23 protein-coding genes are annotated in these 22,148 nt (G+C 66.0%); 9 read left to right on the top strand and 14 right to left on the bottom strand.

Translation table 11 applies throughout. The features are described 5' to 3' along the window. Positions 1–94: 94 nt before the first annotated feature. The gene (locus tag ACU0DV_RS08745; protein ID WP_370313225.1) at positions 95–1,291 is read left to right on the top strand and encodes a M24 family metallopeptidase; all 1,197 of its coding nucleotides are present in this window, start codon (positions 95–97) and stop codon (positions 1,289–1,291) included. Between the two features lie 183 nt (positions 1,292–1,474). Here ACU0DV_RS08745 and ACU0DV_RS08750 read toward each other — a convergent pair whose 3' ends face one another. The 3 genes from ACU0DV_RS08750 to ribA all read right to left on the bottom strand — a co-directional run bounded on the left by ACU0DV_RS08750 (position 1,475) and on the right by ribA (position 4,137). Continuing rightward, a complete protein-coding gene (locus ACU0DV_RS08750) occupies positions 1,475–1,990 on the bottom strand; it encodes a L,D-transpeptidase family protein (RefSeq protein WP_446241351.1) in 516 nt (171 codons plus the stop codon). Continuing rightward, complete coding sequence (locus ACU0DV_RS08755; protein ID WP_100927698.1) at positions 1,990–2,991, bottom strand: LLM class flavin-dependent oxidoreductase; 1,002 nt, start codon at positions 2,989–2,991, stop codon at positions 1,990–1,992. Before ACU0DV_RS08755 ends, ACU0DV_RS08750 begins: the two co-directional genes overlap by 1 nt. Positions 2,992–3,060: 69 nt before the next feature. After that, positions 3,061–4,137, bottom strand: a complete 1,077-nt coding sequence (gene ribA, locus ACU0DV_RS08760; protein WP_446241352.1) for a GTP cyclohydrolase II — start codon at positions 4,135–4,137, stop codon at positions 3,061–3,063. Positions 4,138–4,302: 165 nt separating this feature from the next. Between ribA and ACU0DV_RS08765 the strand changes: the two genes are divergently transcribed. Beyond that, positions 4,303–4,989, top strand: coding sequence for a response regulator transcription factor (locus tag ACU0DV_RS08765; RefSeq protein ID WP_100927700.1), 687 nt, complete (start codon positions 4,303–4,305; stop codon positions 4,987–4,989). A gap of 216 nt (positions 4,990–5,205) precedes the next feature. On the opposite strand, the gene ACU0DV_RS08770 is transcribed toward ACU0DV_RS08765, so the two are convergent. Further along, entirely contained in the window at positions 5,206–5,571 is a 366-nt protein-coding gene (locus tag ACU0DV_RS08770) for a YigZ family protein (RefSeq protein ID WP_446241353.1), read from the bottom strand. A gap of 267 nt (positions 5,572–5,838) precedes the next feature. Between ACU0DV_RS08770 and ACU0DV_RS08775 the strand changes: the two genes are divergently transcribed. Beyond that, positions 5,839–6,234 carry a nuclear transport factor 2 family protein gene (locus tag ACU0DV_RS08775; RefSeq protein WP_446241354.1) on the top strand — a complete coding sequence of 132 codons (396 nt, stop codon included), beginning with the start codon at positions 5,839–5,841 and terminating at the stop codon, positions 6,232–6,234. 88 nt (positions 6,235–6,322) lie between these two features. Here ACU0DV_RS08775 and pnp read toward each other — a convergent pair whose 3' ends face one another. Next, positions 6,323–8,464, bottom strand: a complete 2,142-nt coding sequence (pnp, locus tag ACU0DV_RS08780; protein WP_100927703.1) for a polyribonucleotide nucleotidyltransferase — start codon at positions 8,462–8,464, stop codon at positions 6,323–6,325. 344 nt (positions 8,465–8,808) lie between these two features. Here pnp and ACU0DV_RS08785 point away from each other — a divergent pair, with 344 nt between their 5' ends. From ACU0DV_RS08785 to ACU0DV_RS08795, 3 genes are all read left to right on the top strand, one after another. Further along, positions 8,809–9,501: a nitroreductase family protein gene (locus tag ACU0DV_RS08785; protein ID WP_283982458.1), complete on the top strand. Its 693-nt coding sequence runs from the start codon at positions 8,809–8,811 to the stop codon at positions 9,499–9,501. Between the two features lie 131 nt (positions 9,502–9,632). Continuing rightward, positions 9,633–10,901, top strand: a complete 1,269-nt coding sequence (locus ACU0DV_RS08790; protein ID WP_446241355.1) for a cation:proton antiporter — start codon at positions 9,633–9,635, stop codon at positions 10,899–10,901. Positions 10,902–10,973: 72 nt separating this feature from the next. Further along, on the top strand, positions 10,974–11,585 hold the full coding sequence (locus ACU0DV_RS08795) for a glutathione S-transferase family protein (protein ID WP_446241356.1): 612 nt from the start codon (positions 10,974–10,976) through the stop codon (positions 11,583–11,585). A 69-nt stretch (positions 11,586–11,654) separates the two neighbouring features. On the opposite strand, the gene rpsO is transcribed toward ACU0DV_RS08795, so the two are convergent. The 3 genes from rpsO to ACU0DV_RS08810 form a co-directional block, all read right to left on the bottom strand. Further along, complete coding sequence (rpsO, locus tag ACU0DV_RS08800) at positions 11,655–11,924, bottom strand: 30S ribosomal protein S15 (RefSeq protein WP_283982455.1); 270 nt, start codon at positions 11,922–11,924, stop codon at positions 11,655–11,657. A gap of 371 nt (positions 11,925–12,295) precedes the next feature. Beyond that, a complete protein-coding gene (locus ACU0DV_RS08805) occupies positions 12,296–13,510 on the bottom strand; it encodes a calcium-binding protein (RefSeq protein ID WP_446241357.1) in 1,215 nt (404 codons plus the stop codon). Between the two features lie 112 nt (positions 13,511–13,622). Next, entirely contained in the window at positions 13,623–14,144 is a 522-nt protein-coding gene (locus ACU0DV_RS08810) for a DUF1643 domain-containing protein (protein ID WP_446241358.1), read from the bottom strand. 150 nt (positions 14,145–14,294) lie between these two features. On the opposite strand from ACU0DV_RS08810, the gene ACU0DV_RS08815 reads away from it, so the two are divergent. Beyond that, complete coding sequence (locus ACU0DV_RS08815) at positions 14,295–15,266, top strand: threonine ammonia-lyase (protein WP_446241359.1); 972 nt, start codon at positions 14,295–14,297, stop codon at positions 15,264–15,266. Positions 15,267–15,282: 16 nt separating this feature from the next. Here ACU0DV_RS08815 and ACU0DV_RS08820 read toward each other — a convergent pair whose 3' ends face one another. The 3 genes from ACU0DV_RS08820 to trxA are packed head-to-tail and all read right to left on the bottom strand — an operon-like array spanning position 15,283 to position 17,078. Continuing rightward, positions 15,283–15,501, bottom strand: a complete 219-nt coding sequence (locus tag ACU0DV_RS08820; protein ID WP_100927710.1) for a Trm112 family protein — start codon at positions 15,499–15,501, stop codon at positions 15,283–15,285. Further along, positions 15,498–16,136, bottom strand: coding sequence for an LON peptidase substrate-binding domain-containing protein (locus ACU0DV_RS08825; protein ID WP_100927711.1), 639 nt, complete (start codon positions 16,134–16,136; stop codon positions 15,498–15,500). The genes ACU0DV_RS08820 and ACU0DV_RS08825 overlap by 4 nt, the downstream gene beginning before the upstream one ends. Before the next feature lie 27 nt (positions 16,137–16,163). Further along, complete coding sequence (gene trxA / locus ACU0DV_RS08830; RefSeq protein ID WP_446241360.1) at positions 16,164–17,078, bottom strand: thioredoxin; 915 nt, start codon at positions 17,076–17,078, stop codon at positions 16,164–16,166. A gap of 166 nt (positions 17,079–17,244) precedes the next feature. On the opposite strand from trxA, the gene ACU0DV_RS08835 reads away from it, so the two are divergent. Further along, entirely contained in the window at positions 17,245–17,487 is a 243-nt protein-coding gene (locus ACU0DV_RS08835; protein WP_446241361.1) for a hypothetical protein, read from the top strand. A 129-nt stretch (positions 17,488–17,616) separates the two neighbouring features. Here ACU0DV_RS08835 and ACU0DV_RS08840 read toward each other — a convergent pair whose 3' ends face one another. From ACU0DV_RS08840 to ACU0DV_RS08850, 3 genes are all read right to left on the bottom strand, one after another. Further along, positions 17,617–18,405, bottom strand: coding sequence for an exodeoxyribonuclease III (locus tag ACU0DV_RS08840; protein ID WP_100927714.1), 789 nt, complete (start codon positions 18,403–18,405; stop codon positions 17,617–17,619). Between the two features lie 75 nt (positions 18,406–18,480). Beyond that, positions 18,481–19,521: a succinylglutamate desuccinylase/aspartoacylase family protein gene (locus ACU0DV_RS08845; protein ID WP_100927715.1), complete on the bottom strand. Its 1,041-nt coding sequence runs from the start codon at positions 19,519–19,521 to the stop codon at positions 18,481–18,483. Positions 19,522–19,824: 303 nt separating this feature from the next. After that, positions 19,825–20,478, bottom strand: coding sequence for a peroxiredoxin (locus ACU0DV_RS08850; protein ID WP_100927716.1), 654 nt, complete (start codon positions 20,476–20,478; stop codon positions 19,825–19,827). A gap of 171 nt (positions 20,479–20,649) precedes the next feature. On the opposite strand from ACU0DV_RS08850, the gene ACU0DV_RS08855 reads away from it, so the two are divergent. Further along, positions 20,650–22,089: an aldehyde dehydrogenase family protein gene (locus ACU0DV_RS08855; protein WP_283982449.1), complete on the top strand. Its 1,440-nt coding sequence runs from the start codon at positions 20,650–20,652 to the stop codon at positions 22,087–22,089. The last annotated feature ends 59 nt before the right edge of the window (positions 22,090–22,148 follow it).

Consider the following 22,148-nt stretch of genomic DNA (forward strand, 5'->3'; position numbering starts at 1 on the left):
GGTCAAAAAGCGTCTCTTCGTGTCGCTTCCCGTCTGGACCGTGTGGAACCCCCGCCCCTAGGGTGCCCGAAGACACTTACTGCAGGAGCCCCCCGTGCCGCACCAGTTCGCCAAATCCCTGCCATTCTCGCAGTCGGAATACGACCGCCGGCTGGCCAAGACACGCGCCGCCATGGCGCGGTACGATCTGGACGTGATGCTGCTCACCGATCCGTCGAACATGGCCTGGATCACCGGCTACGACGGCTGGTCCTTCTACGTGCACCAGGGGGTGCTGGTCTTTGCCGACCCGACCACGGACCCGATGTGGTGGGGCCGCCGTCAGGACGGTGCGGGCGCCCTGCGCACCGTCTGGATGGATGACGAACGCGTCACCAGCTACGACGAGACCTACATTCAGTCGACCGAGAAGCACCCGATGCAGGAGCTGGCCGCCCGCCTGCACGACCTCGGCTATGCCACCGCGCGCATCGGCGTGGAACTGGAGAACTACTACTTCTCCGCCAAGGCCTGGCTGACCCTGCGCGCCGCCATGCCCGACGCGCATTTCGAGGACGCGACGGCGCTGGTGAACTGGCAGCGCGCGGTCAAGTCGGACGAGGAACTGACCTACATGCGCGCCGCCGCCCGGATCTCCGAGAAGATCATCGACGGGCTGCTGGAACGGGTCGAGCCCGGCGTGCCGAAGAACGAGATCGTGGCGGAGATCTACCGCGACGCGGTCACCGGGACGGAAGGCCAGTGGGGCGACTATCCCGCCATCGTGCCTCTCCTGCCCTCGGGCGCCGATGCGGCCGCCTCTCACCTGACGTGGAACGGCAAACCCTTCGCCACCGGCGAGGCGACCTTTTTCGAGATCTCGGGCTGCGTTCGCCGCTACCACGCGCCGTTCTGCCGGACGATCTTCCTGGGCGAGCCGCCCGACTACATCCTGCACGCCGAGGCCGCGCTGGTCGAAGGTATCGAGGCCGGGCTGGAGGCCGCCCGTGCCGGCAACCGCGCCTGCGACATCGCCAACGCGCTGAACGCCTCGCTGATCAAGGCCGGCATCACGCGGGGGGCACGGTCGGGCTATCCCATCGGCCTGAGCTATCCGCCGGACTGGGGCGAGCGTACCATCTCGATCCGGCCCGAGGACGAGACCGTGCTGGAAGCGGGCATGACCTTCCACTTCATGCCGGGCCTCTGGATGGAGAACTGGGGGCTGGAGATCACTGAATCGATCGTCATCCGCGAGGACCAGGCAGCCGAGTGCCTGTGCGACCGGCCGCGGAAGCTGTTCGTGAAGTGATTTCGCCGCCTTCGGCGTCGATCCGCGGCGGGAGGCCTGGGCCTCCCGCGGCGGACACTCCTGCCATGAGGTCAGGCCCTCGGTTGGAGCTGATCAGGTATTTGGACCAAGATGAAGGGTCTGCCGCGCCGGTCTCGGGCGGCTCGCGGCGGGTGCTGGGCGTTGATCGCGCGGGACGGGGTGTCAGGCGAGTGATGCTGGCACGATGAGCCGTGTGCCGATCTGGATCCGGCTGGCGATCCGCAGGAGGTGATCGGGCCGGAAAGCCACGCAGCCCTCGGTCGGGAAGCCCGGGCGGCGCCAGCGGTGCAGGAAGATGGCGGAGCCGCGCCCCCTCTCGGCCCGGGGCCAGTTCCAGTCCGTCAGGATCACGAGGTCGTAGAGGCGGTCTGCGCGGCGCAGGCGTTCGTGGCTCCATCGGTAGGGGGCGCGGACCATGAGGTTGTAGTCCTCGTGGCGCGGATCGTCAGACCAGAGGTCTCCGGGCCGGATGGGCACCGCCCAGGGGACGGGCCGGGCGATGCGGTCGGGTCGGTACAGAATCCCCACGATATCATGAACGCCCGCGGGCGTGGCGCCGTCGCCTTCACGCTTGTCCGTGCGCACGCCCCCGCGCCCGATGGTGCACGGCCAGACATGACCGGCGAACCGGAGCCCTTGCCGGGTCAGCACCATGTCGCTGGAGGACACTGCGCGCATCAGGCAGCTTCGGCCCGGGAGATCCGTTGCATCGCGTCTGCCGCAATGGCGAAGGACTTCACACGCGCCGCGTGATCGTGGATCTGGCCGGTGAAGATGACCTCGTCCGGGCGGTGCTCTGCGATCAGGGTACGCAGTTGCGCCTCCACCTGCGCAGGATCTCCGACGGCACTGATGCGCAGTGCCTCGTCCAGCGCCGGCATCGCGCCTTGCGGCACCACCTGCGACAGGTCGTCAACCGGGGCTGGCAGCTTGCCGGGTTTGCCGGTCCGCAGCCGATAGAAGGCCTGCTGCATGGTGGTTCTCAATCGTCGCGCTTCGCCTTCGGTGTCGGCCGCGAAGACGTTGACCGCGAGCATCGCGTAGGGTTTTTCAAGTGTCTCCGACGGGCGGAAGTAGCGGCGGTAGACCTCGAACGCCTTTTCCAGTGCTGCAGGGGCGAAATGCGAGGCGAAGGCATAGGGAAGGCCCAGTGCCGCGGCCACCTGTGCACCGTACAGCGACGAGCCGAGGACCCAGAGCGGCACCTCCGTGCCTTCGCCGGGGTGAGCGCGCACCGAGCGATCCTCGACGGGCGGACCGAAGAGTGCGCGCATCTCCGCGACCTCGTTGGGGAAGTTCTCCGCCCGCTCGGGATGGACGCCCAGGGCCTGCATCACCGCGTGATCGCCGCCCGGGGCACGGCCGAGCCCCAGGTCGATCCGTCCGGGATAGAGCGTGGCCAGCGTGCCGAAGGCTTCGGCCACGGCGAGCGGCGCGTGGTTCGGCAGCATGATCCCGCCCGCACCGACGCGCATCCGCTCTGTCAGCCCGGCGACATGGCCGATCAGGACAGCCGTCGCCGCAGACGCGATGCCGGGCATGTTGTGGTGTTCGGCCAGCCAGTAGCGGTGATACCCCAACGCCTCGGCCTGGCGGGCGAGGTCGCCGGTGTTGCGCAGGGCATCGGCGGTGGAGCTGCCTTCAGGCACCGGGGCGAGGTCGAGCAGGGAATAACGCATGGGGATCTCCTTCGGGACAAAGCTATGCCTGCGAGCGCCCGGCGCAAGACCCGCGCCGAAGTGCCGTCGCTAGAACAGGTGGCCTGACTTCTCGGCCTTTACTGCAAGATAACGGGCGTTGAAGGGCGTTTCACCGACTTTCAGGGGCACGCGTTCGGCCACTGCAATTCCGCAATCGGCCATCATGGCGAGCTTTGCCGGGTTGTTGGTCATCAGCCGCACCGCCTCGAACCCTAGAGAGCCGAGGATCTGCGCCCCGAGGCGGAAATCGCGTTCGTCGTCCTCGAACCCGAGCCGGTGGTTGGCCTCCACCGTGTCGAAGCCCTGATCCTGCAGCGCATAGGCCCGCATCTTGTTGGCCAGACCAATCCCCCTGCCCTCCTGCTGGAGGTACAGCAGCACACCGGCGCCTTCCGCGCCCATCTGCATCAGCGCGGCGTTCAGCTGCGGGCCGCAGTCGCATTTCAGAGAACCCAGGAGATCGCCGGTGAAACACGCGGAATGGAGGCGCGCCAGCACCGGAGCGGCGCGGTCGGGGCGGCCGATCTCGATGGCGTAGTGTTCTTCGGAGCCGTCTTCGGGCCGGTAGATGTGCAGGCGCGCATCCTCCGCGGCGCGCAGTGGCACACGGGCAGAGACAACGTGGCGCAGGACCGGGACGGCCTCGAGGAAGGGGGCGGCAGCACCTGCGTCTATGGAGACCAGCCCCTCGGCAGCGGCAAAACCCCGCTCCACCGGCACGACGAGCGCCGCGGGCAAGAGGCGCGCGCCCTTGCACAGCGTGACGGACAGCCGGTGCAGCCCCGCGTCCCCGCCGCGCCGTGTCATCAGCGGGCCTTTCATCGGCTTCGACAGGTCCTCGGACGGATCGGCGATGCCGTGCACCCAGGACAGGGCAGCACCGCCGGGCACCGCGACACGGGCAATGTCGCCGTCGTAGGCCCGCGCCTTCAGCGTCTCGGCCCGGCGGCCGGTGATGGTCAGATCCACGTCGCCAAGCGCCAGCATCCCCGTCAGCCGTGCCGCGGCAATGGTTTCCGCCGCGGCCACCAGCACCGTGCGATCGCCGGAAGTCAGCACCACCGGCACCCCCATCCGCAGGTCCGCGCGCGCCCGCGCGAGGGTCTCGTTCAGATCCGGCCTCATGTCGTCCGCCTCCAGACCTTTGTTTCAACGGCTGTTTCAGGGACCGGCCGAAGCTGTAACAATTCCCGCTCTTGCACACGAGACCGTGAAACTTCTGCCACATTCCTTGTCAGCGCCCCTGCATGGCGCCATCTGCCTCAAAAGACAACATCGAGGAGCCCGACAATGGCGCAACTCAGGAACATCCTTCTCGTGGACGACGACGAGGACCTGCGCGAAGCCTTGGCCGAACAACTGATCATGACCGAAGACTTCGAGGTCTTCGAAGCCGACAGCGCGGCCACCGCGATGTCCCGCGTGAAGGAGCAGGTTTATGACCTGATCATCCTCGACGTGGGGCTGCCGGACACCGATGGCCGGGAACTCTGCCGCCTGATGCGCAAGCAGGGTGTGAAGTCGCCGATCATCATGCTGACCGGCCACGACTCGGACGCGGACACGATCCTCGGGCTCGACGCGGGCGCGAACGATTACGTGACCAAACCGTTCAAGTTCCCGGTGCTGCTGGCCCGCATCAGGGCGCAGCTCCGCCAGCACGAACAGTCGGAGGACGCGATCTTTACCGTCGGTCCCTACACCTTCAAACCCGCGATGAAGGTGCTTGAGACCGAGGACAACCGCAAGATCCGCCTGACGGAGAAGGAAACCAACATCCTGAAGTTCCTCTACCGTTCAACAGACGGCGTCGTGCCGCGCGACACGCTTCTGCACGAGGTCTGGGGCTACAACGCCGGTGTTACCACGCACACACTCGAGACGCATATTTACCGTCTGCGTCAGAAGATTGAACCGGATCCGTCCAACGCGCGTTTGCTGGTAACGGAGTCCGGTGGGTACCGGCTCGTTTCCTGACCGATCACCTCGCCCGGAAAGGCCATGGCATTTGCGCAACACTCCGATAACGTGCAGAACTTGTCGCAGTCTCAGTTGACGCAGATCAAAGTAATATAGGCCCTGCACCTTATATGCAGGTAACAGTTCCCGTCGCATATGCGGGTTATCATATGCACCTCCCTGTTGGACTTGGCCCGGGCAAATGCCCGGGTCTTTTTTTGTCCGGATAAGGGGTCAGGCGCCGCCCTCCTCCGCCCGCGCTTCGAGGTAGATCCGCACCGCCTCCTGCACGTGCCGGAACCTGTCACCGCCCAGGTGCTTGCCGCCGTACCAGCGCGTCACCACGACGATTTCGCCGGTCACACCCTCACGCTCCAGCATACGCAGGATGACCATGCCCGCGCCGCTTTCACCGTCGTCGTTCTTGACCGGCCCGTCGTCGGTCAGCAGCCCCCAGGTGTTATGCGTCGCCTTCGCGAACTTCTTGTTCCGCTTGAGCTTGGTGAGGAAGGCCTGCGCCTCGGCCTCGGACGCGCAGGGGCCGCCAGAGACCGCGTAACGCGATCCACGGTCGGAGATGATGTTTTGCAGGATCAGCATGCCCTTGCGCCTACACCGGGTGGTCGCGCCATCGCAAGCGTCACGGGGGCGGCAGGGCTGACGGAAAGGTGGGCCCCGGCGTTTGCGCACCGGGGCCCTCGGATCGTCCCTCGTCGGGGATCGCAACCGTGATCCGCCTTCTGACAGAATCGTTTTTATCGAAACTCTGTAAAAATCGGGTCAACCCCGTAAGGTGACAGGGGCGGCACAGGCAACGGCGGCGCGCCTTCGGGCGTTGACCTTGCGAAACACCAGTCAGGAGCGCCCATGGCACAGGATTTCAACAGCTTCATGGAAGCGCGCGAGGCGGCGGCCCGGGAATACATGCAGGGCCGCCCGGAGGCGTTGCTGGCAATCTCCGTCGAGGAAGGCCAATCCACCTTCTACGATCCCATGGGCAGCGTCACCGCGGGGGCCGTCGCGGTGAAAAACACAAACGAGCATTCGGCAGCCCGCTTCGCGCCGGGCGGAACCACACATTTCGAAATCCTTGACCAGGGCGCCGCGGGCGGTATCGGGTTCTGGACCGGCTTCCAGCACGCTGAGGTCTGCCTCGCCGACGAGGATGGAAAGACGTCCATGACCCTGCGGGTGACCGAAATCTTCCGCGAGACCGAAAGCGGCTGGAAGCTGATACACCGTCACGCCAGCCGCGCCCGCTGACCTGACCGGCAACGAAAAAAGGGCGGCCCGATGTCCGGACCGCCCGCGTTATCGTAGGGTGGGGCTATGCGCCACCCGGCCCTGAAGGTCAGTCAGCCTGTTCGGCTTCCTTTTCCTTCGCCAGTTCTTCACCGGTTTCCTGATCGACCATCTTCATGGCGAGGCGCACCTTGCCGCGGTCGTCGAAGCCCAGAAGCTTGACATAGACTTCCTGGCCTTCCTTCAGAACGTCCGACGGATGGTTCAGGCGGCGGTTCTCGATCTGGCTGACGTGCACAAGGCCGTCACGCTTGCCGAAGAAGTTCACGAAGGCGCCGAAATCGACGATCTTCACGACCTTGCCCTTGTAGATGTGGCCCTCTTCCGGCTCTGCGACGATCGCGTAGATCATGTCGTAGGCCTTCTGGATCGAGTCGCCGTTCGGCGAGGCGATCTTGATCACGCCATCGTCGTTAATGTCGACCTTGGCACCGGACATTTCCACGATCTCGCGGATGACCTTGCCGCCGGAGCCGATCACTTCCCGGATCTTGTCGGTCGGGATGTTCATCGTCTCGATGCGCGGCGCGTGTTCGGAGAACGAACCCGCCTCGGAGATCGCCTTCGACATCTCGCCGAGGATGTGCAGGCGGCCTTCCTTGGCCTGTGCCAGTGCGGTCTTCATGATCTCGGGGGTGATGCCCGCGACCTTGATGTCCATCTGCAGCGAGGTGATGCCGTTCTCGGTACCCGCGACCTTGAAGTCCATGTCGCCGAGGTGATCCTCGTCGCCCAGGATGTCGGTCAGGATGCCGTAGGAGCCGTCCTCTTCCAGCACGAGGCCCATGGCCACGCCTGCCACCGGCGCCTTCAGCGGAACGCCCGCGTCCATCATGGACAGGGAGCCGCCGCAGACGGACGCCATGGAGGACGACCCGTTGGACTCGGTGATCTCCGACACCACGCGGATGGTGTAGGGGAAGTCGGTCGCCGCCGGCAGCACCGCCTGAAGCGCGCGCCATGCCAGCTTGCCGTGGCCGATCTCGCGACGGCCCGGGGAGCCCACGCGGCCCACTTCACCGACCGAGTACGGCGGGAAGTTGTAGTGAAGCAGGAAGTTGGACTTGTAGGTGCCCTGCAGCGCGTCGATCATCTGCTCGTCGTCGCCGGTGCCCAGCGTGGTCACGACCAGCGCCTGCGTTTCGCCACGGGTGAACAGGGCCGAACCGTGGGTCCGCGGCAGGATGCCGGTTTCCGAAACGATGGAGCGGACCTGGTCCAGTGCACGACCGTCGATGCGGCGCTTGTTGACGACCACGTCGGAGCGCAGAACCTGGGATTCCAGCTTCTTCAGAGCGGAGCCGAGGTTGGAGTCGGCCAACTGCTCTTCGGTCAGACCGGCCTTGATCTCTTCCTTGACGGCGGCAACAGCGGCAACGCGCTCCTGCTTGTCGGAGATCGCGTAGGCGGCCTTCATCTTCTCTTCGCCCGCCGCTTTCACGACGTCGAACAGAGCCGAGTAATCCGGCGGGGTGAAGTCGAACGGCTCTTTCGCCGCGTCTTCGGCCAGGTCGATGATCAGGTCGATGACCGGCTGGATCTGCTCGTGCGCGAACATCACGGCGCCCAGCATCTCGTCCTCGGTCAGTTCGTAGGCCTCGGACTCCACCATCATGACGGCGTCCTTGGTGCCCGCAACCACGAGGTCGAGGCGCTGCTCCGGGTTGTCACGCAGCAGGTGCATGTCGTCGACGGTCGGGTTCAGCACGTAGGAGCCGTCCTCGTAACCCACGCGGGCACCGGCGATCGGGCCCATGAAGGGCGCGCCGGAGATTGTCAGGGCCGCGGAGGCCGCGATCATCGCGACGATGTCGGGATCGTTGACGAGGTCATGGCTCAGCACGGTGCACATCACCAGCACTTCGTTCTTGAAGCCGGGTACGAACAGCGGGCGGATCGGACGGTCGATCAGGCGCGCGGTCAGCGTTTCCTTTTCGGTCGGACGCGCCTCGCGCTTGAAGAAGCCGCCCGGGATCTTGCCGGCGGCGTAGTATTTTTCCTGATAGTGGACGGTCAGCGGGAAGAAGTCCTGCCCTTCCTTCTGCGTCTTGGCAAAGGTCACGTTGGCCATGACCGACGTTTCGCCCAGAGTGGCGATCACGGTGCCGTCTGCCTGGCGCGCAACCTTGCCGGTTTCCAGTGTCAGCGTCTCTTCGCCCCACTGGAGTGTCTTTTTCACTTCTTTGAACATCATCGTATCCTGTCTGGAGGCACTCCCGAGCCCTCTCGGGTCCTCCGATTGAATGGCGGCCCCATTGCCGCCGACCCCTCTCATCGTTTCATGCGCCGGGGTCAGTGCGTCACGTCTCAGATGCAGGGGCCATACAGGAAAAGGCGGGCCGTGGAAACCCGCTTTGAGCGGCACAAAACCAACTGTGAATAGAGGCCGTTCGCGAAGTATCGCGGCCTGCGCGCGGCCCGCTGTGAAGCAGCCCGCAAAGCCGTGCCTGCCGGGTGCGGCGCCTGCCTGCAGACCGCCATTGACACCGCCCGCCACGCCCGCAACCCTTGCGCCGACCCGACGCCGGAGCCGCCATGTTCACCAAGTCTGCCCTCGCCTACGAAGCCCTGCCCCTGCCCGCCCGCGATGCCATGTCCGACGCGCAGATGCGGCACGCCGCGGACCTGTTCCTGGCCGCCATGCAGACCCGGCACACGGTGCGCGACTTCTCCCCCCGTCCGGTGCCGCGGGACCTGATCGAGACCTGCATCCGCACCGCAGGCTCGGCCCCCTCTGGCGCCAATCACCAGCCCTGGCACTTCGTGGCCGTCGCGAACCCGGACCTCAAGCGCCGCATACGGGCCGCCGCCGAGGAGGAAGAGGCCCGCTTCTACGAGGGTGCCGCAGGCGACGAATGGCTGTCTGCGCTAGAACCCATCGGCACCGGCCCCACGAAACCGCATCTCGAGGACGCGCCGTGGCTGATCGTGATCTTCGCCCAACGCTACGGGCTGTTCGACGACGGCACGCGGTACAAGAACTACTACGTCCCGGAAAGCACAGGCATCGCCGCCGGTTTCCTGATTGCCGCGCTGCACCAGGCCGGGCTCGCCTGCCTGCCGCATACGCCCAACCCGATGAAATTCCTCACACAACTTCTGGGCCGACCGGAAAGCGAGAAACCGATCATGATCCTCGCCTGCGGCCATCCCGCCGCCGATGCGACCATCCCCCGCGCCGCGACGATCAAGAAGCCGCTTTCGGAAATCCTCACCATCGCCGAATGAACCACCCAAGCGCCGGATGACGCACGGGACACGCCCGTCCCACAAATGCGCCGGCCTGACGGTTTTGCGCCTGCGCATGCTGGCGGGCATGCTATGGACGGGAAAAATTCAGTATTTTCCGGACAGTGACCATGAACATTCTCCAGATCGCATCGCTTCTGATCGTCCTTGCCGCCGTCTTCGGCACGGTCAACTACTTCATCCTGAAGCTGCCCTCCGCCATCGGCATCCTGGTCGTGGCGCTGCTGACGTCCATGGGCGCGCTTCTGCTGGACAGGCTGGTCCCCAGCTTCACGCTGGCCGACGACATACGAACCATCGTCACGAACATCGACTTTTCCGACGCCCTGCTCGAAGGGATGCTGGGCCTGCTGCTCTTCGCCGGCGCGCTGCACGTCAAGCTGTCCGATCTGAAGGACGTCTGGGCAACCGTGCTGCTGATGGCCACGGCAGGCGTCGCCCTGTCGACCGGGGTCATCGGCCTTGGCTTTCACTGGCTGACCGGCGCGCCGATCCTCGTGGCGCTGGTCTTCGGCGCGCTGATCTCGCCCACCGATCCGGTTGCGGTCATGGGCGTCCTGAAAGAGGCCAAACTCCCCAAGTCCCTTGAAACGCAGGTCGCGGGCGAAAGCCTGTTCAACGACGGCGTGGGCTACGTGGTCTACCTGGTGCTGATCGGGCTCGCCTTTCCGGCAGCCGCGGCACATGGCGCACAGGGCGGCGCAGAGACCTCCCCCGCGCTCGACACGCTGCGGCTCTTTGCACAGGAGGCGCTTGGCGGCGCGGCGCTTGGCCTCGTGCTGGGCTGGCTGACCTTCCGCGTGATGCGCCACATCGACGACTACTCGCTCGAGGTGCTCATGACCCTCGCGCTCGCCTTCGGCGGTTACGAACTGGCCATCGCGCTGCATGTCTCCGCCCCCATCGCCGCCGTCTGCGCCGGGCTGCTGATCGGCGACATCGGGGCCAAGCACGGCATGTCGGACCTGACCCGCGAATACGTCGAGAAGTTCTGGGTCCTCGTCGACGAGATCCTGAACGCCGTGCTCTTCATGCTGATCGGCGTGGAGATCTTTGCCGTCCAACTCAACATGGACGCGTTGGTAACCGGCGTGTTCTGCATCGCGCTGGCCCTGCTGGGGCGAACGGTGGCCGTGGTCGTGCCGATCCTGATGCTGAAACCCTTCCAGACCTTCGCGCCCGGCGTCATGCCGATCATGACCTGGGGCGGCCTGAAGGGCGGCATCTCCGTCGCCCTCGCGCTGTCCCTGCCCGAAAGCGAATGGAAGTCGCTGATCCTGACCGTCACCTACGTGATCGTCGTCTTCTCGATCATCGTGCAGGGCCTGACCGTCGGCAAACTGGCAAACCGTGTCGGGCGGGAACCCGATCTGGTCTGAAGCAGCATCACCCTGCCATAAACTGACAGGGCCCCGGGCTAGCGTGGAGACATCCAGAAAAAGGACTGATCCATGCTTACCCTCTACCATTCGCCGATGTCCCGCTCCTCGCGCATCGTTACCCTGATCGAGGAACTCGGCGCCCAAGACGCCGTCACCGTGCGCACCGTCGGCATCACCCGCGCCGACGGATCGGGCGGCCCCGATGCCGGCAACCCACATCCGGAGAAGAAGGTTCCGGCGCTCGATCACGACGGGACTGTCATCGTCGAGAGCGTCGCCATCGCCCAGCACCTGTGCGAGCTGTTCCCCGACGCCGGTCTCCTGCCGCCCGCCGGCACGCCCGAACGTGCCAAGTGCCTCGAATGGCTGGCGTGGTACGCGGGCGTGGTGGAGCCGGTCGTCGTCGCGAAGTTCCTCAAGATCGACAATACGGGTTTCCGTTCCAACTTCCGCGGATGGGACGAACTGGTGGCCCGCCTGTCGGGCACATTGAACGCGCGGGATTACCTGGTGGGCGACAGCTACACCGTGGCCGACCTGATCGTGAACTCGCTGTTCCGGTGGCTGCCGGACCTCGTCCCGGACGATGCGGGCATTCGCGCCTGGGTCGAGCGGTGCAATGCCCGGCCTGCGTCGCAGAACACGATGGCGCGCGACGCGGCGCTTGCCACTGTCGAGTAACCTCCGGCAAACGAAAAACGCCCGCTCCTGTCGGAGCGGGCGCCTGTCCCTCGGAATGATCCGAATGCCTTAGCGGCGGATGCCGAGGCGCTTGATGAGGTCCGTGTAACGTGCCTCTTCCTTGGCCTTCAGGTAGTCCAGCAGCTTGCGGCGCTGTGCGACGAGCTTCAGCAGACCACGACGGGAGTGGTTGTCCTTCTTGTGGGTCTTGAAGTGCTCGGTCAGGGTGGTGATGCGAGAGGTCAGGATCGCGATCTGGACTTCCGGGGAACCGGTGTCGCCCTCTTTCGTCGCGTATTCCTTCATCAGGCGTGTTTTTTCTTCTGCAGTGATCGACATCGGGGTCTCCTTTCGGATTAAGGGTCATGGCACAAGCCGGGATGTCGTCCAGCAGGGCCCGTGGAGAAATCCGCCCGGGTGTCCCGAACGGATGCGTGCGCATACGCGATTCCATCTGGTTTGGAAAGACCGTTTGTGCCCGATGTGCCGGGCAGGTCATGGGTGTGGCGGCCTCCCTGATGCCGTGCAGAGTGTGGCGGGGCGGAGCAACGGCACACCCGTCTCCTTGAGCCTTGCGTGCGCTTGGCTGGCTGCGCACGATTGCACAGGCAAGGCGTTAGTGCGGCCCCGCCTCCTTGAAATTGAGACTGCGGCCGAGCGACAGCCGCCGAGTCATCCCCGGCGCTGGCCAAAACGCACGACCTCGTACCTCAGCCGATCAGGACGTCGGCCATGCTCTCTCCCACAAGCACCAGCCCTTCCAATGTCAGGGCGTCCGCTGTCGGCATGGTGGTCAGTACATGGCCATTCAGCACGATCTCCGTGACAGCGGGGTTGTCGGCGGACAAGCGGATTTCCAGTTCCGGTTCCGCGTTGCCTGGACTGTCGTCGAACACGATCACAAGCTGGTCCTCGGCCGCGTCGTAATCGACAAGCTCCGCCGCCGGGCCGGCGATCCAGTCACCAAGGACTAGCGTGTCCGCCCCCTCGCCGCCGTGCAGGAGGTCGCCGGATCCTGCGATGATCGTGTCGGCACCGTCACCGCCGTTCAGGAAATCGCCTGCATCCAGGTCGGTGCCATCGGCGTCGCGCGTGACGCCGACAAGGAGGTCATTGCCCCAACCGCCCAACAGCGTGTCGGTGCCACGTCCGCCGCGCAGGAGGTCCGCACCCTCGCGACCGTGCAGGGCGTCGTTGCCTGTGCCGCCATCCAGCACGTCGTCTCCCAGCCCGGCCTGCAATACATCCGCGCCGCCGTTTCCGGCGAGGCTGTCGTTGCCGTCGTGGCCATACAGAACGTCCGCACCGTCGTCACCGCGCAGCACATCGTCACCGCCATCGCCATAGAGCGTATCGTTGCCTTCCCCGCCTCGGAGGGTATCTGCGCCGTTGCCGCCACGCAGGTCATCGGCCCCGCCCAGTCCGTCGACCAGGTCATTGCCACCCCCACCGCTCAGCAGATCGGCTGCATCCGCGCCTGTCAGGGGATCGGCGTCGTCCGTGCCGTCCTCGGTCAATCCAGCGCCGCCCACGCCCAATGCCTCATCGCCGGGCATGGTTTGCGGTTCGGGCGACACCGAAGGCGTGTCCACCTGGCTTTCGCCGAACAACCCGGACAAGCCCATCACATCGAACAGGCTCGGCAGTTCGGACACGACCCGAGCGTCTAGTCCAGCTTGCCCGGTCGGAATGTCCATCGGATCGGCAGACGGTCCCGGCCATGGGATGACCTCTGCAACCGGCGCCGTGTCGGTCGAGCCGTCCAAGGCCGAAAGAAGGCTGTCGACGGAGGTATCCGCATCGGCAGAACTGATGCCATCCGGTGGCAGACCGTCGTCCTCCAGGCCTTCCTCCACGTCGGCGGTGCCGGCGATCACGATCGATCCGACAGCCATCATGCCCAGCAACCCGACGAGAAAGAACATGGTAGACTGTCCCGATGCAAACTTTGCGGAAGATCACAGATCACCCGTGTCCCAACAACGAAATTCCCCCAAACAGGTTAAGGAAGCGTCGCCCCGTTCGGGAAAGACCGGGTCAAACTGCCACGGGGTAACGTGCCTCGACCGGCCACGGCACGGGTTGGCGGGCATAAGGAACGTAAAGCGGGTGGCGCGGGTGGCCTTCGCGGGTCAGTCCGAGGTGCCGGACATCGCCGGTCAGCCTGCGTGCGACGCGCGGCCCTTCTCCCATCAGCGCACCATGAACACCCCATGCGGCCAGCGTCATCTCCGCCCCGGCACACCAGTCCTCCAGCAGCGCCGCGTTCTCTGGCCCGACGGGATCGGCGACGGTGCGCAGTTCCTGCGGACGGGTTGCACGCCATGCAAAAAGGTTGGCGATGCGCATCCCGCCGAACCCGAGCTGGACGGCCCGCCGCTGGCAGCGCTCGATGGTCGGGTCGTTGGCCAGCTCCGTCGCGGTCGACGGGTTCAGCATGATGTACAGCAGCTCCGGGCCCGCGCCCCAGACACGCCGCAGCCCGTAGCGCCACGCCAGGCAGGGCGAATAATACGCCCAGCTCCGAATGCCATCTGTTTTCGCTGTCCGCTCGATCATCGCCCGGCCTTCTGCCTTCTCGGACGGCCCGGCGCAAGACCGCGGGCATCGCCGGCCTGCAGCGCTTGACAGGGGTCGGCCTGCGCAGCACCTTGCCCGCGCGACATGAAGTAGGGCGGGGCTGTGCGCCGCCTCCCTCCGGAGATATCCATGAACATCCAGATGATAGAGGCCGCCGCAACGCGCCTTGACGGCATTGTCCGCCGGACGCCGCTCCTGTCTTCCCCGGCGCTCGACGCGCTGGCCGGCCGGGCGGTCTACGTGAAACCCGAGTGCCTGCAGAAGACCGGCAGCTTCAAGTTCCGCGGCGGTTATGCGGCGCTCAGCGCGCTCTCGCCCGACCTGCGTGCCCGGGGCGTCATTGCCTTTTCCTCCGGCAACCACGCACAGGGCGTGGCCTATGCCGCGCGGCTGCTTGACTCCACCGCAGTCATCCTCATGCCCGCCGACGCACCCTCCGCCAAGATCGAGGGCACGCGCTCCTACGGGGCGGAGGTCATCCTTTACGACCGGGCCGGCGGGGCCTCCCGCGAGGAGATCGGCGCAGAGATCGCCTCATCGCGCGGCCTCACCCTGATCCGCCCCTACGACGAACCGGAGGTCATCGCCGGGCAAGGCACCTGCGGGCTGGAGATCGCCGAACAGGCGGCAGACCTCGGCATTACGGATGCGGATGTGCTGACCTGCTGCGGCGGTGGCGGGCTGACGGCGGGGATCGCGCTGGCACTCGAAGCCCGCGCGCCCGGGTTCCGCGTCCACCCAGCGGAGCCAGAGGGCTACGACGACACCGCCCGTTCCCTCCGCTCGGGCACGCGCGAGCGCAACGCGGTCGAGGCGGGCGGGCTGTGCGATGCCATCCTGACGCCGCAACCGGGAGAGATCACCTTCCCCATCGTGAGCCGACTGTGCGGGTCCGGTGTCGTGGTTTCGGACGAAGAGGCGCTGCGCGCCATGGCCATGGCTTTCCGCCACCTGCGTGTCGTGGCGGAGCCCGGTGGCGCCGTGGCGCTGGCCGCCGCGCTCTTCCACGGCCATGAACTGGAAACGGACAGCGTGATCTGCACCGTGTCCGGCGGCAACGTGGATACGGACGTGTTTGCCCGGGCGCTCAGCTACGCCTGACCACGGGCCGCAGCCGTCACGGATCGAGGCGGCGCGCTTCGTCTACCAGCATCACGGGGATCCCGTCGCGGATCGGATAGGCCAGACCGGCGGGCTCGCTCACCAGCTCCTGCCGGTCGGCGTCGTAGCTCAGTACCGACTGGGACACCGGGCAGACCAACGCCTCCAGCATCCTGCGGTCGAAGGCCACCGCCTCGGCCGCGTCTTGCCCGCCGTCATTCACATCAGCAGTCATTGCAGGACATCCTCTTCACCGCCCCTGAGGGCATATTCGATCAGCGTCACCAGCGTCTCGCGCCGGGTCGACAGCGACGGCGCCTCAAGAAGCGCCTGCTTGTCCTCCGGGCCGAAGTCCAGAAGCATCGACAGCGAGTTGACCAGAAGCTCGTCCTCGGCCTCCTGCAGGGTCTGCCAGTCCACCGACAGATCCCGCGCCGTGAAATACCGGTCCAGGAGGTCGAGGAACGACGCCCGGTCAAAGCTGCGGTCGGCCTCCGGTCCCGCCTTGTCGCGGTCGAAGCCGTCCCAGCTGACACGGCAGCGCCGGTAGGGGTGAAAGCCTTCCAGCTCCTCCTGCACCCGGAACCGGGAGATCCCGGACAGGGTGATCATGTATCGCCCGTCCTCCGTCTCCGAGAACTGGGTCACGCGGCCCGCGCAACCGATCCTGTGCAGCCCCTCCTCGCGCCCCGGCGCAGCCATCGGCTGCACCATGCCGATCAGGCGCGTGTCCGTCTTCAGGCTGTCGTCGAGCATGTGCAGGTAGCGCGGCTCGAAGATGTGCAACGGCAGCCGCGCACGAGGCAGCAGAAGTGCCCCGGGAAGGGGAAAGACTGCAATGATGTCCGGGAGATCGCCTATGCGTGTCATACCCGGCTACCTAGACCGCACGACCGGTCAGGCAAATATCATCGAGCTCAATTTGCGGCGGCCGTTTAGCACCACGGGATCGTTGGGCTTCAGCGCCTCGAAGATGGTGAAGAGCTGCGCCTTGGCCGCGCCATCGTTCCACTCGCGGTCACGCCGGAAAACCTCCAGCAGTTCGGCCACGGCGCCTTCGGAATCGCCATGCGCGTATTGCGCCTTGGCGAGGTCGAAGCGCGCCTGCAGGTTGTCGGGCTCCGCCTCCACCTGTGCGGTCAGTTCGGCCACCGGCCCGGCCTGCGCGGCCTGCTTCGCCAGCTCGATCTGCGCATGGGCGGCCTCAAGTTCGGGGGCCTTGGAGATCTCCACCGGTGCGCCGTTAAGGACCGCCTCTGCCGTGTCGAGATCGCCCGCCGCCAGATGCGCGCGCACCATGCCGCCATAGGCCTTGGCGTTCATCGGGTCCTCTTCCAGAACGGCGGCAAAGACTTCCACCGCGTCCGCCGGGGCGCCCTGCTCCAGCATCTCCTCGGCGGCAGCCAGCGCGTCGTCCAGCCCGCCGGAGGCATCGCCACCCGCCGCCTGCACCACGCGTTCGACGAACGCCTTGAGTTCGGACTCCGGCAATGCGCCCTGGAAGCCGTCGACCGGCTGTCCCTGCCAGAAGGCATAGACCGTGGGGATCGACTGGATGCGCAGCTGACCGGCGATCATCTGCGCCTGGTCGACGTTGACCTTGACCATCTTCACCGCGCCCTTGGCAGCGGTCACGACCTTCTCGAGCGCGGGCCCGAGCTGTTTGCACGGGCCGCACCACGGCGCCCAGAAATCGACGATGATCGGCGTCGTCATGGAGGCATCGACCACCTCTGCCATGAATTCCGCCTCGGTGATGTCCTTGACCAGATCGCCTGCCGTCTGGCCCTGCGGCTGCAGATTCAGCTCCATCGTCTCTCCCCTCCGGGTTCGAATGCGTCAGACAGCTAGATGGATCACGCGGCCACAGGTTGCAAGAGCGCGGCACGCCGCAGGTGCCCGCAAGGCCCTTATCCGTTTGTTAACCACAACTGCATAACCATGACCGCATGCGGCGTTGCCAGGAGGAGGGCGTCCCGTGCCATCGGACATTCCCGTCATGCTCATCGGCCTCGCGATCGCCTTCTCGGCCATCGCCGTGGTCGCCCCGTTCAGGCCCTTCACCGGCCGCCTCACGGCTTTCGTCTCGCTGTTGGTGTCCCTGATCCTCTTCGCGACCCTCGCCCCGCGCATGGCGTTGGTGGATGAGGAGGTCGTCTCGCGCAGCCTGCCAAAGCAATGGACCGCGCCTGCGGACGGAACCGCATTACGCGATCACTGAAACGGTGGGCCGGGCGGATCGTCACGGCCAGCTTCGCTTATCCGCTAAGCCCGGCCGGACAAACGGTCATTGCCGCCGCACGTGAGGCAGGCCGCTGCGTTGTAGGGTGGGGTTACACCCCACGTCCCCTCACAGTTCGAAGGTCGCGAAGACCGGGGCGTGGTCGGACGGCTGTTCCCAGCCGCGGGCCGCGCGCAGGATCCGGCTCGAATGACCGGCGTTTGCGATGTCGGGCGTCGCCCAGATGTGGTCCAGCCGACGGCCCTTGTCCGCCGCGTCCCAGTCCTTCGCCCGGTAGGACCACCAGGAATAGAGCCGCCCATCCGGGATGTCCTTGCGGGTAATGTCCACCCAGCCGCCGGCATCCTGAGCGGCGCCGAGGTGCTCCACCTCGACCGGCGTGTGCGAGACGATCTTCAGCAGCTTCTTGTGATCCCAGACGTCATCCTCGCGCGGGGCGATGTTCAGGTCGCCCACGAGGATCGCTTTCTCGGGCCGTTCGGCATGGAACCAGTCGCGCATCTCGGTCAGGTAATCCAGCTTCTGCCCGAACTTGATGTTCTTCTCGCGGTCCGGTTCGTCTCCGCCCGCGGGGACATAGAAGTTGTGGATCGTCACGCCGTTCTCCAGCCGCGCCGCCACGTGGCGGGCATGACCAAGGGTGGCGAAGTCCTTGTCGCCCACATCCTCCAGCGGCAGCCGAGACAGGATGGCGACGCCGTTGTAGCCCTTCTGCCCGCGCCCGACCATGTACCGATAGCCCAGTTCGGCGAAGACATCGTGCGGGATCTTCTCCACCGGCGCCTTGCATTCCTGCAGGCAGAGGACGTCCGGCGCCTCCTCCTGCATCAGTTTCGACACCAGCGCCTTCCGGAGGCGCACGGAATTGATGTTCCACGTTGCAAGGGTAAAGCTCATCGGGCGGTCCTCGTCTGCTGCCCCGGCGGTATCGCAAGCCACCGCGCGCGGCGCAACCTCCCGCAGGCCCGACGTTCAGATGATTTCGTCCTCGTCGAACAGCGCCGGCGCCTCGAGGTGGGAGTCGAAACCGCCATCCGCCGCGGCCTCCGCGTGTTTGCGAAGCGCGGGCTGGGCGATGTGGAACAGGGCGTCGCCCTCGTTCACGACCGGCAGGTTGGTCCGCCCGATGACGATGCCCGGCGTATCGGCCCTGACCTCGGCCTCGCGTTCGCCGAAGGGGTCGGTGACGATCCCCAGCACCGCGCCCTTTTCGACGTATTCGCCGCTGCCCTTCAGGGTCCGCAGCAACCCGCCCGACGGCGCCCTGACCCAGGAAGACCGCTCGCAGAAGACCGACAGGCCCCGCGCCTTCGGCACGCCACGGCCAGAGATCATCCCGAGCGTCTCCATCACCCGCAGGATGCCCGCGACACCGGCCCGGGCAGCGAACTCGTCGAACCGCAGCCCCTCGCCCGCCTCGTAGAGCAGCACGTCGACGCCCGCCGCGCCCGCCTCCAGCCGCAGCGAACCGTCGCGCACCTTGGAGATCATCGTCACCGGCGCAGCAAAGGCATCCCCCAGTTGCCGCAGCCGCGCGCTGCCCGGTGTCAGGCGGATCTGGGGAAAGTTCTCGCGCCCCACGGCGGCGGAATGCAGGTCGATGCCCACGTCGCAGCGCCGCACGATCTGGGTCATGAACAGTTCGGCCAGCCGCGCCGCGAGCGACCCTTCGCTGTGGCCCGGAAAGACCCGGTTCAGGTCGCGCCGGTCGGGAAGGTAGCGCGACTGGTTGAGGAAACCGAAGGAGTTGACGATCGGCACGGCGATCAGCGTGCCTGACAGGCGCGCCACCGGCCCGGCCCGCAGCAGGCGGCGCACGATCTCCACCCCGATAACCTCGTCGCCATGCACCGCCGCCGAGACGAAGATCACCGGCCCGGGCTTGCGGCCATGGATGACATGGGCCGACAGCGTGACCGGCGTATGATCCGACAGGACAGAGACCGGAAGGTCCACGGTCCGGCGCTCTCCCGGACGCACGATTTCGCTGCCAAGCTGGAACGGATCACGCATGTTTTTCCCCTTTCCCCTTCATAGGGAACGGTTTTTCGGGAAACTTCAAGGCGAGGCCAGCATGGATGCCCGCACTGAAGCCTGCCACCGAGGACGATTGCCCTTAACCGTGCAGACCGATCCGCTGACTGACCGCTTGTGTGATTGCAACCTCTGCCCAGTCCGCAGGAGTCCACCGCTGCGACTCCCGATCAGGCGTTCGCAAGTTCGCGACAGCGACAAACTAAAACGCCCCCGCACGTGCATGCGGGGGCGCAAAGACGTCTGGCCCACGATCTTGCCGCGGGCCGGCTTGATCCCATATCAGGACGGGTTCTTGGCGTAGCGCAAGTACGGCAGCTTGATGTCCAGTTCGCCGTACTTCGCCGCCGCCGCCTCGTTGTCCAGCGACAGGGCCACGATCACGTCCTGGCCGGTTTCCCAGTTGGCGGGGGTTGCCAGCGGCTGGTTGTAGGTGCGCTGCAGACCGTCGAGGGCGCGCAGCACCTCGGCGAAGTTGCGGCCGACCGACATCGGGTAGGTCATCATCAGCTGCACCTTCTTGTTCGGCGCTATGATGAAGACCGAGCGCACGGTGGCGCTGTCCGCCGGGGTACGTCCGTCCGGCAGGTAGGCGTCGGCGGGCAGCATGTCGAGCGCCTTGGCCACTTCCAGGCCGTCATCGGCGATGATCGGGAAACCGGCGGTGGCGCCCGCGGTCTTCTCGATGTCGCCCTTCCACTTCTTGTGCTCCTCGACGCCGTCGACGGAAATGCCCATCACCTTGGTGCCGCGCTTGGCCCATTCGTCCGCCAGTTGCGCAACGGCACCGAACTCGGTGGTGCAGACCGGGGTGAAATCCTTGGGGTGCGAGAACAGGATCGCCCAGCTGTCGCCGATCCAGTCATGCAGGTCGTATTCACCCATATCGGTGACGACGTGGAGGTTCGGAATCTCGTCGTTGATGCGAAGTGCCATGGCAGGGGTCCTTTCTTTCCGACTGTCTCGGGTTCAGGGTTGCGCAACTTAGATACGTTCCAGACTGCCCTTGTAAACCCCTCCCTTGCGCCCACCTTCCCTCGGTGACAGAGTGTCGCCGTTATCCGACCGTGCGGTCGGGAAAGCATCGGACTTGGGAGGGTCAGGCAAATGATCGAACGTCGTCAATTCTATATCAACGGTGCCTGGGTCGACCCGCTGGACGGTCGCGACCACGAGGTGATCGACCCCTCGACAGAAGAGCCCTGCGCGGTGATCTCGCTGGGCGGTCAGGCCGACACGGATGCCGCCGTCGCCGCCGCGAAGGCCGCGTTGCCGGGCTGGATGGCCACACCGCCCGAAGAGCGCATCGCTGCGCTTGAGCGGGTCTATGCCGCCTACAAGGAACGCGCCGAGGACCTGGCGCAGGCCATGTCGATGGAGATGGGCGCCCCGCTCGACCTCGCCCGGTCGTCGCAGGTCGGCGCCGGCATCAACCACCTGAAGAACTTCATCAACGCCGCCAAGGCGTTCGAATGGGAAAAGCCGCTGAGCCCGGATCATCCCGACACCCGCATCCTGCACGAGGCGGTGGGCGTCTGCGCGCTGATCACGCCGTGGAACTGGCCGATGAACCAGGTCACGCTGAAGGTCGGCGCGGCGCTGGTGGCGGGCAACACCATGGTCCTGAAGCCGTCGGAGGAAAGCCCGATCGACGCCATGGTCTTTGCCGAGATCATGGACGCCGCGGACCTGCCCAAGGGCGTCTTCAACCTGGTGAACGGCGATGGCGCGGGCGTGGGCTCGCAACTGTCGTCGCATGCCGATGTCGACATGGTCAGCTTCACCGGCTCGACCCGCGCGGGCATCCTGATCTCCAAGGCCGCAGCCGATTCGCTGAAGCGCGTGCACCTCGAACTGGGGGGCAAGGGCGCCAACCTCGTCTTCGCCGACGCGGATGAAAAGGCCGTGAAGCGCGGCGTGCTGCACATGATGAACAACTCCGGCCAGTCCTGCAACGCGCCCTCGCGGATGCTGGTGGAGTCCTCGCGTTACGACGCCGCTGTCGAGGAAGCCGCCGCCACCGCCGCCAAGGTGACGGTCGGACCCGCCTCCCAGGAAGGCCGCCACATCGGTCCCGTGGTCAACAAGACCCAGTGGGAGAAGATCCAGGACCTGATCCAGAAGGGCATCGACGAAGGTGCGCGGCTCGTGACCGGCGGCACCGGGCGTCCGGACGGCCTGAACAAGGGCTTCTACGTGCGCCCGACGGTCTTTGCCGACGTGACCAACGACATGACCATCGCGCGCGAGGAGATCTTCGGCCCAGTGCTCTCGATCATGAAATTCGACACCGAGGAAGAGGCCGTTCGCATCGCCAACGACACCCCCTACGGCCTGACCAACTACGTACAGTCCGAGGACGCGGAGCGCCGCCACCGCCTGTCGCGGCAACTGCGCTCCGGGATGGTGGAAATGAACGGCAAGTCGCGCGGCCCGGGCGCGCCCTTCGGCGGCATGAAGGCATCGGGCAACGGCCGCGAGGGCGGCAGCTGGGGCATCCACGACTTCGTCGAGGTCAAGGCCGTCTCCGGCTGGGCTGCCGAGTAACCGGCGCTTCCTGAACTGAACCACGAAAGGGGCCCCGCCGGGCCCCTTTGCGCGTCCGC

The organism is Sagittula sp., assembly GCF_052825245.1.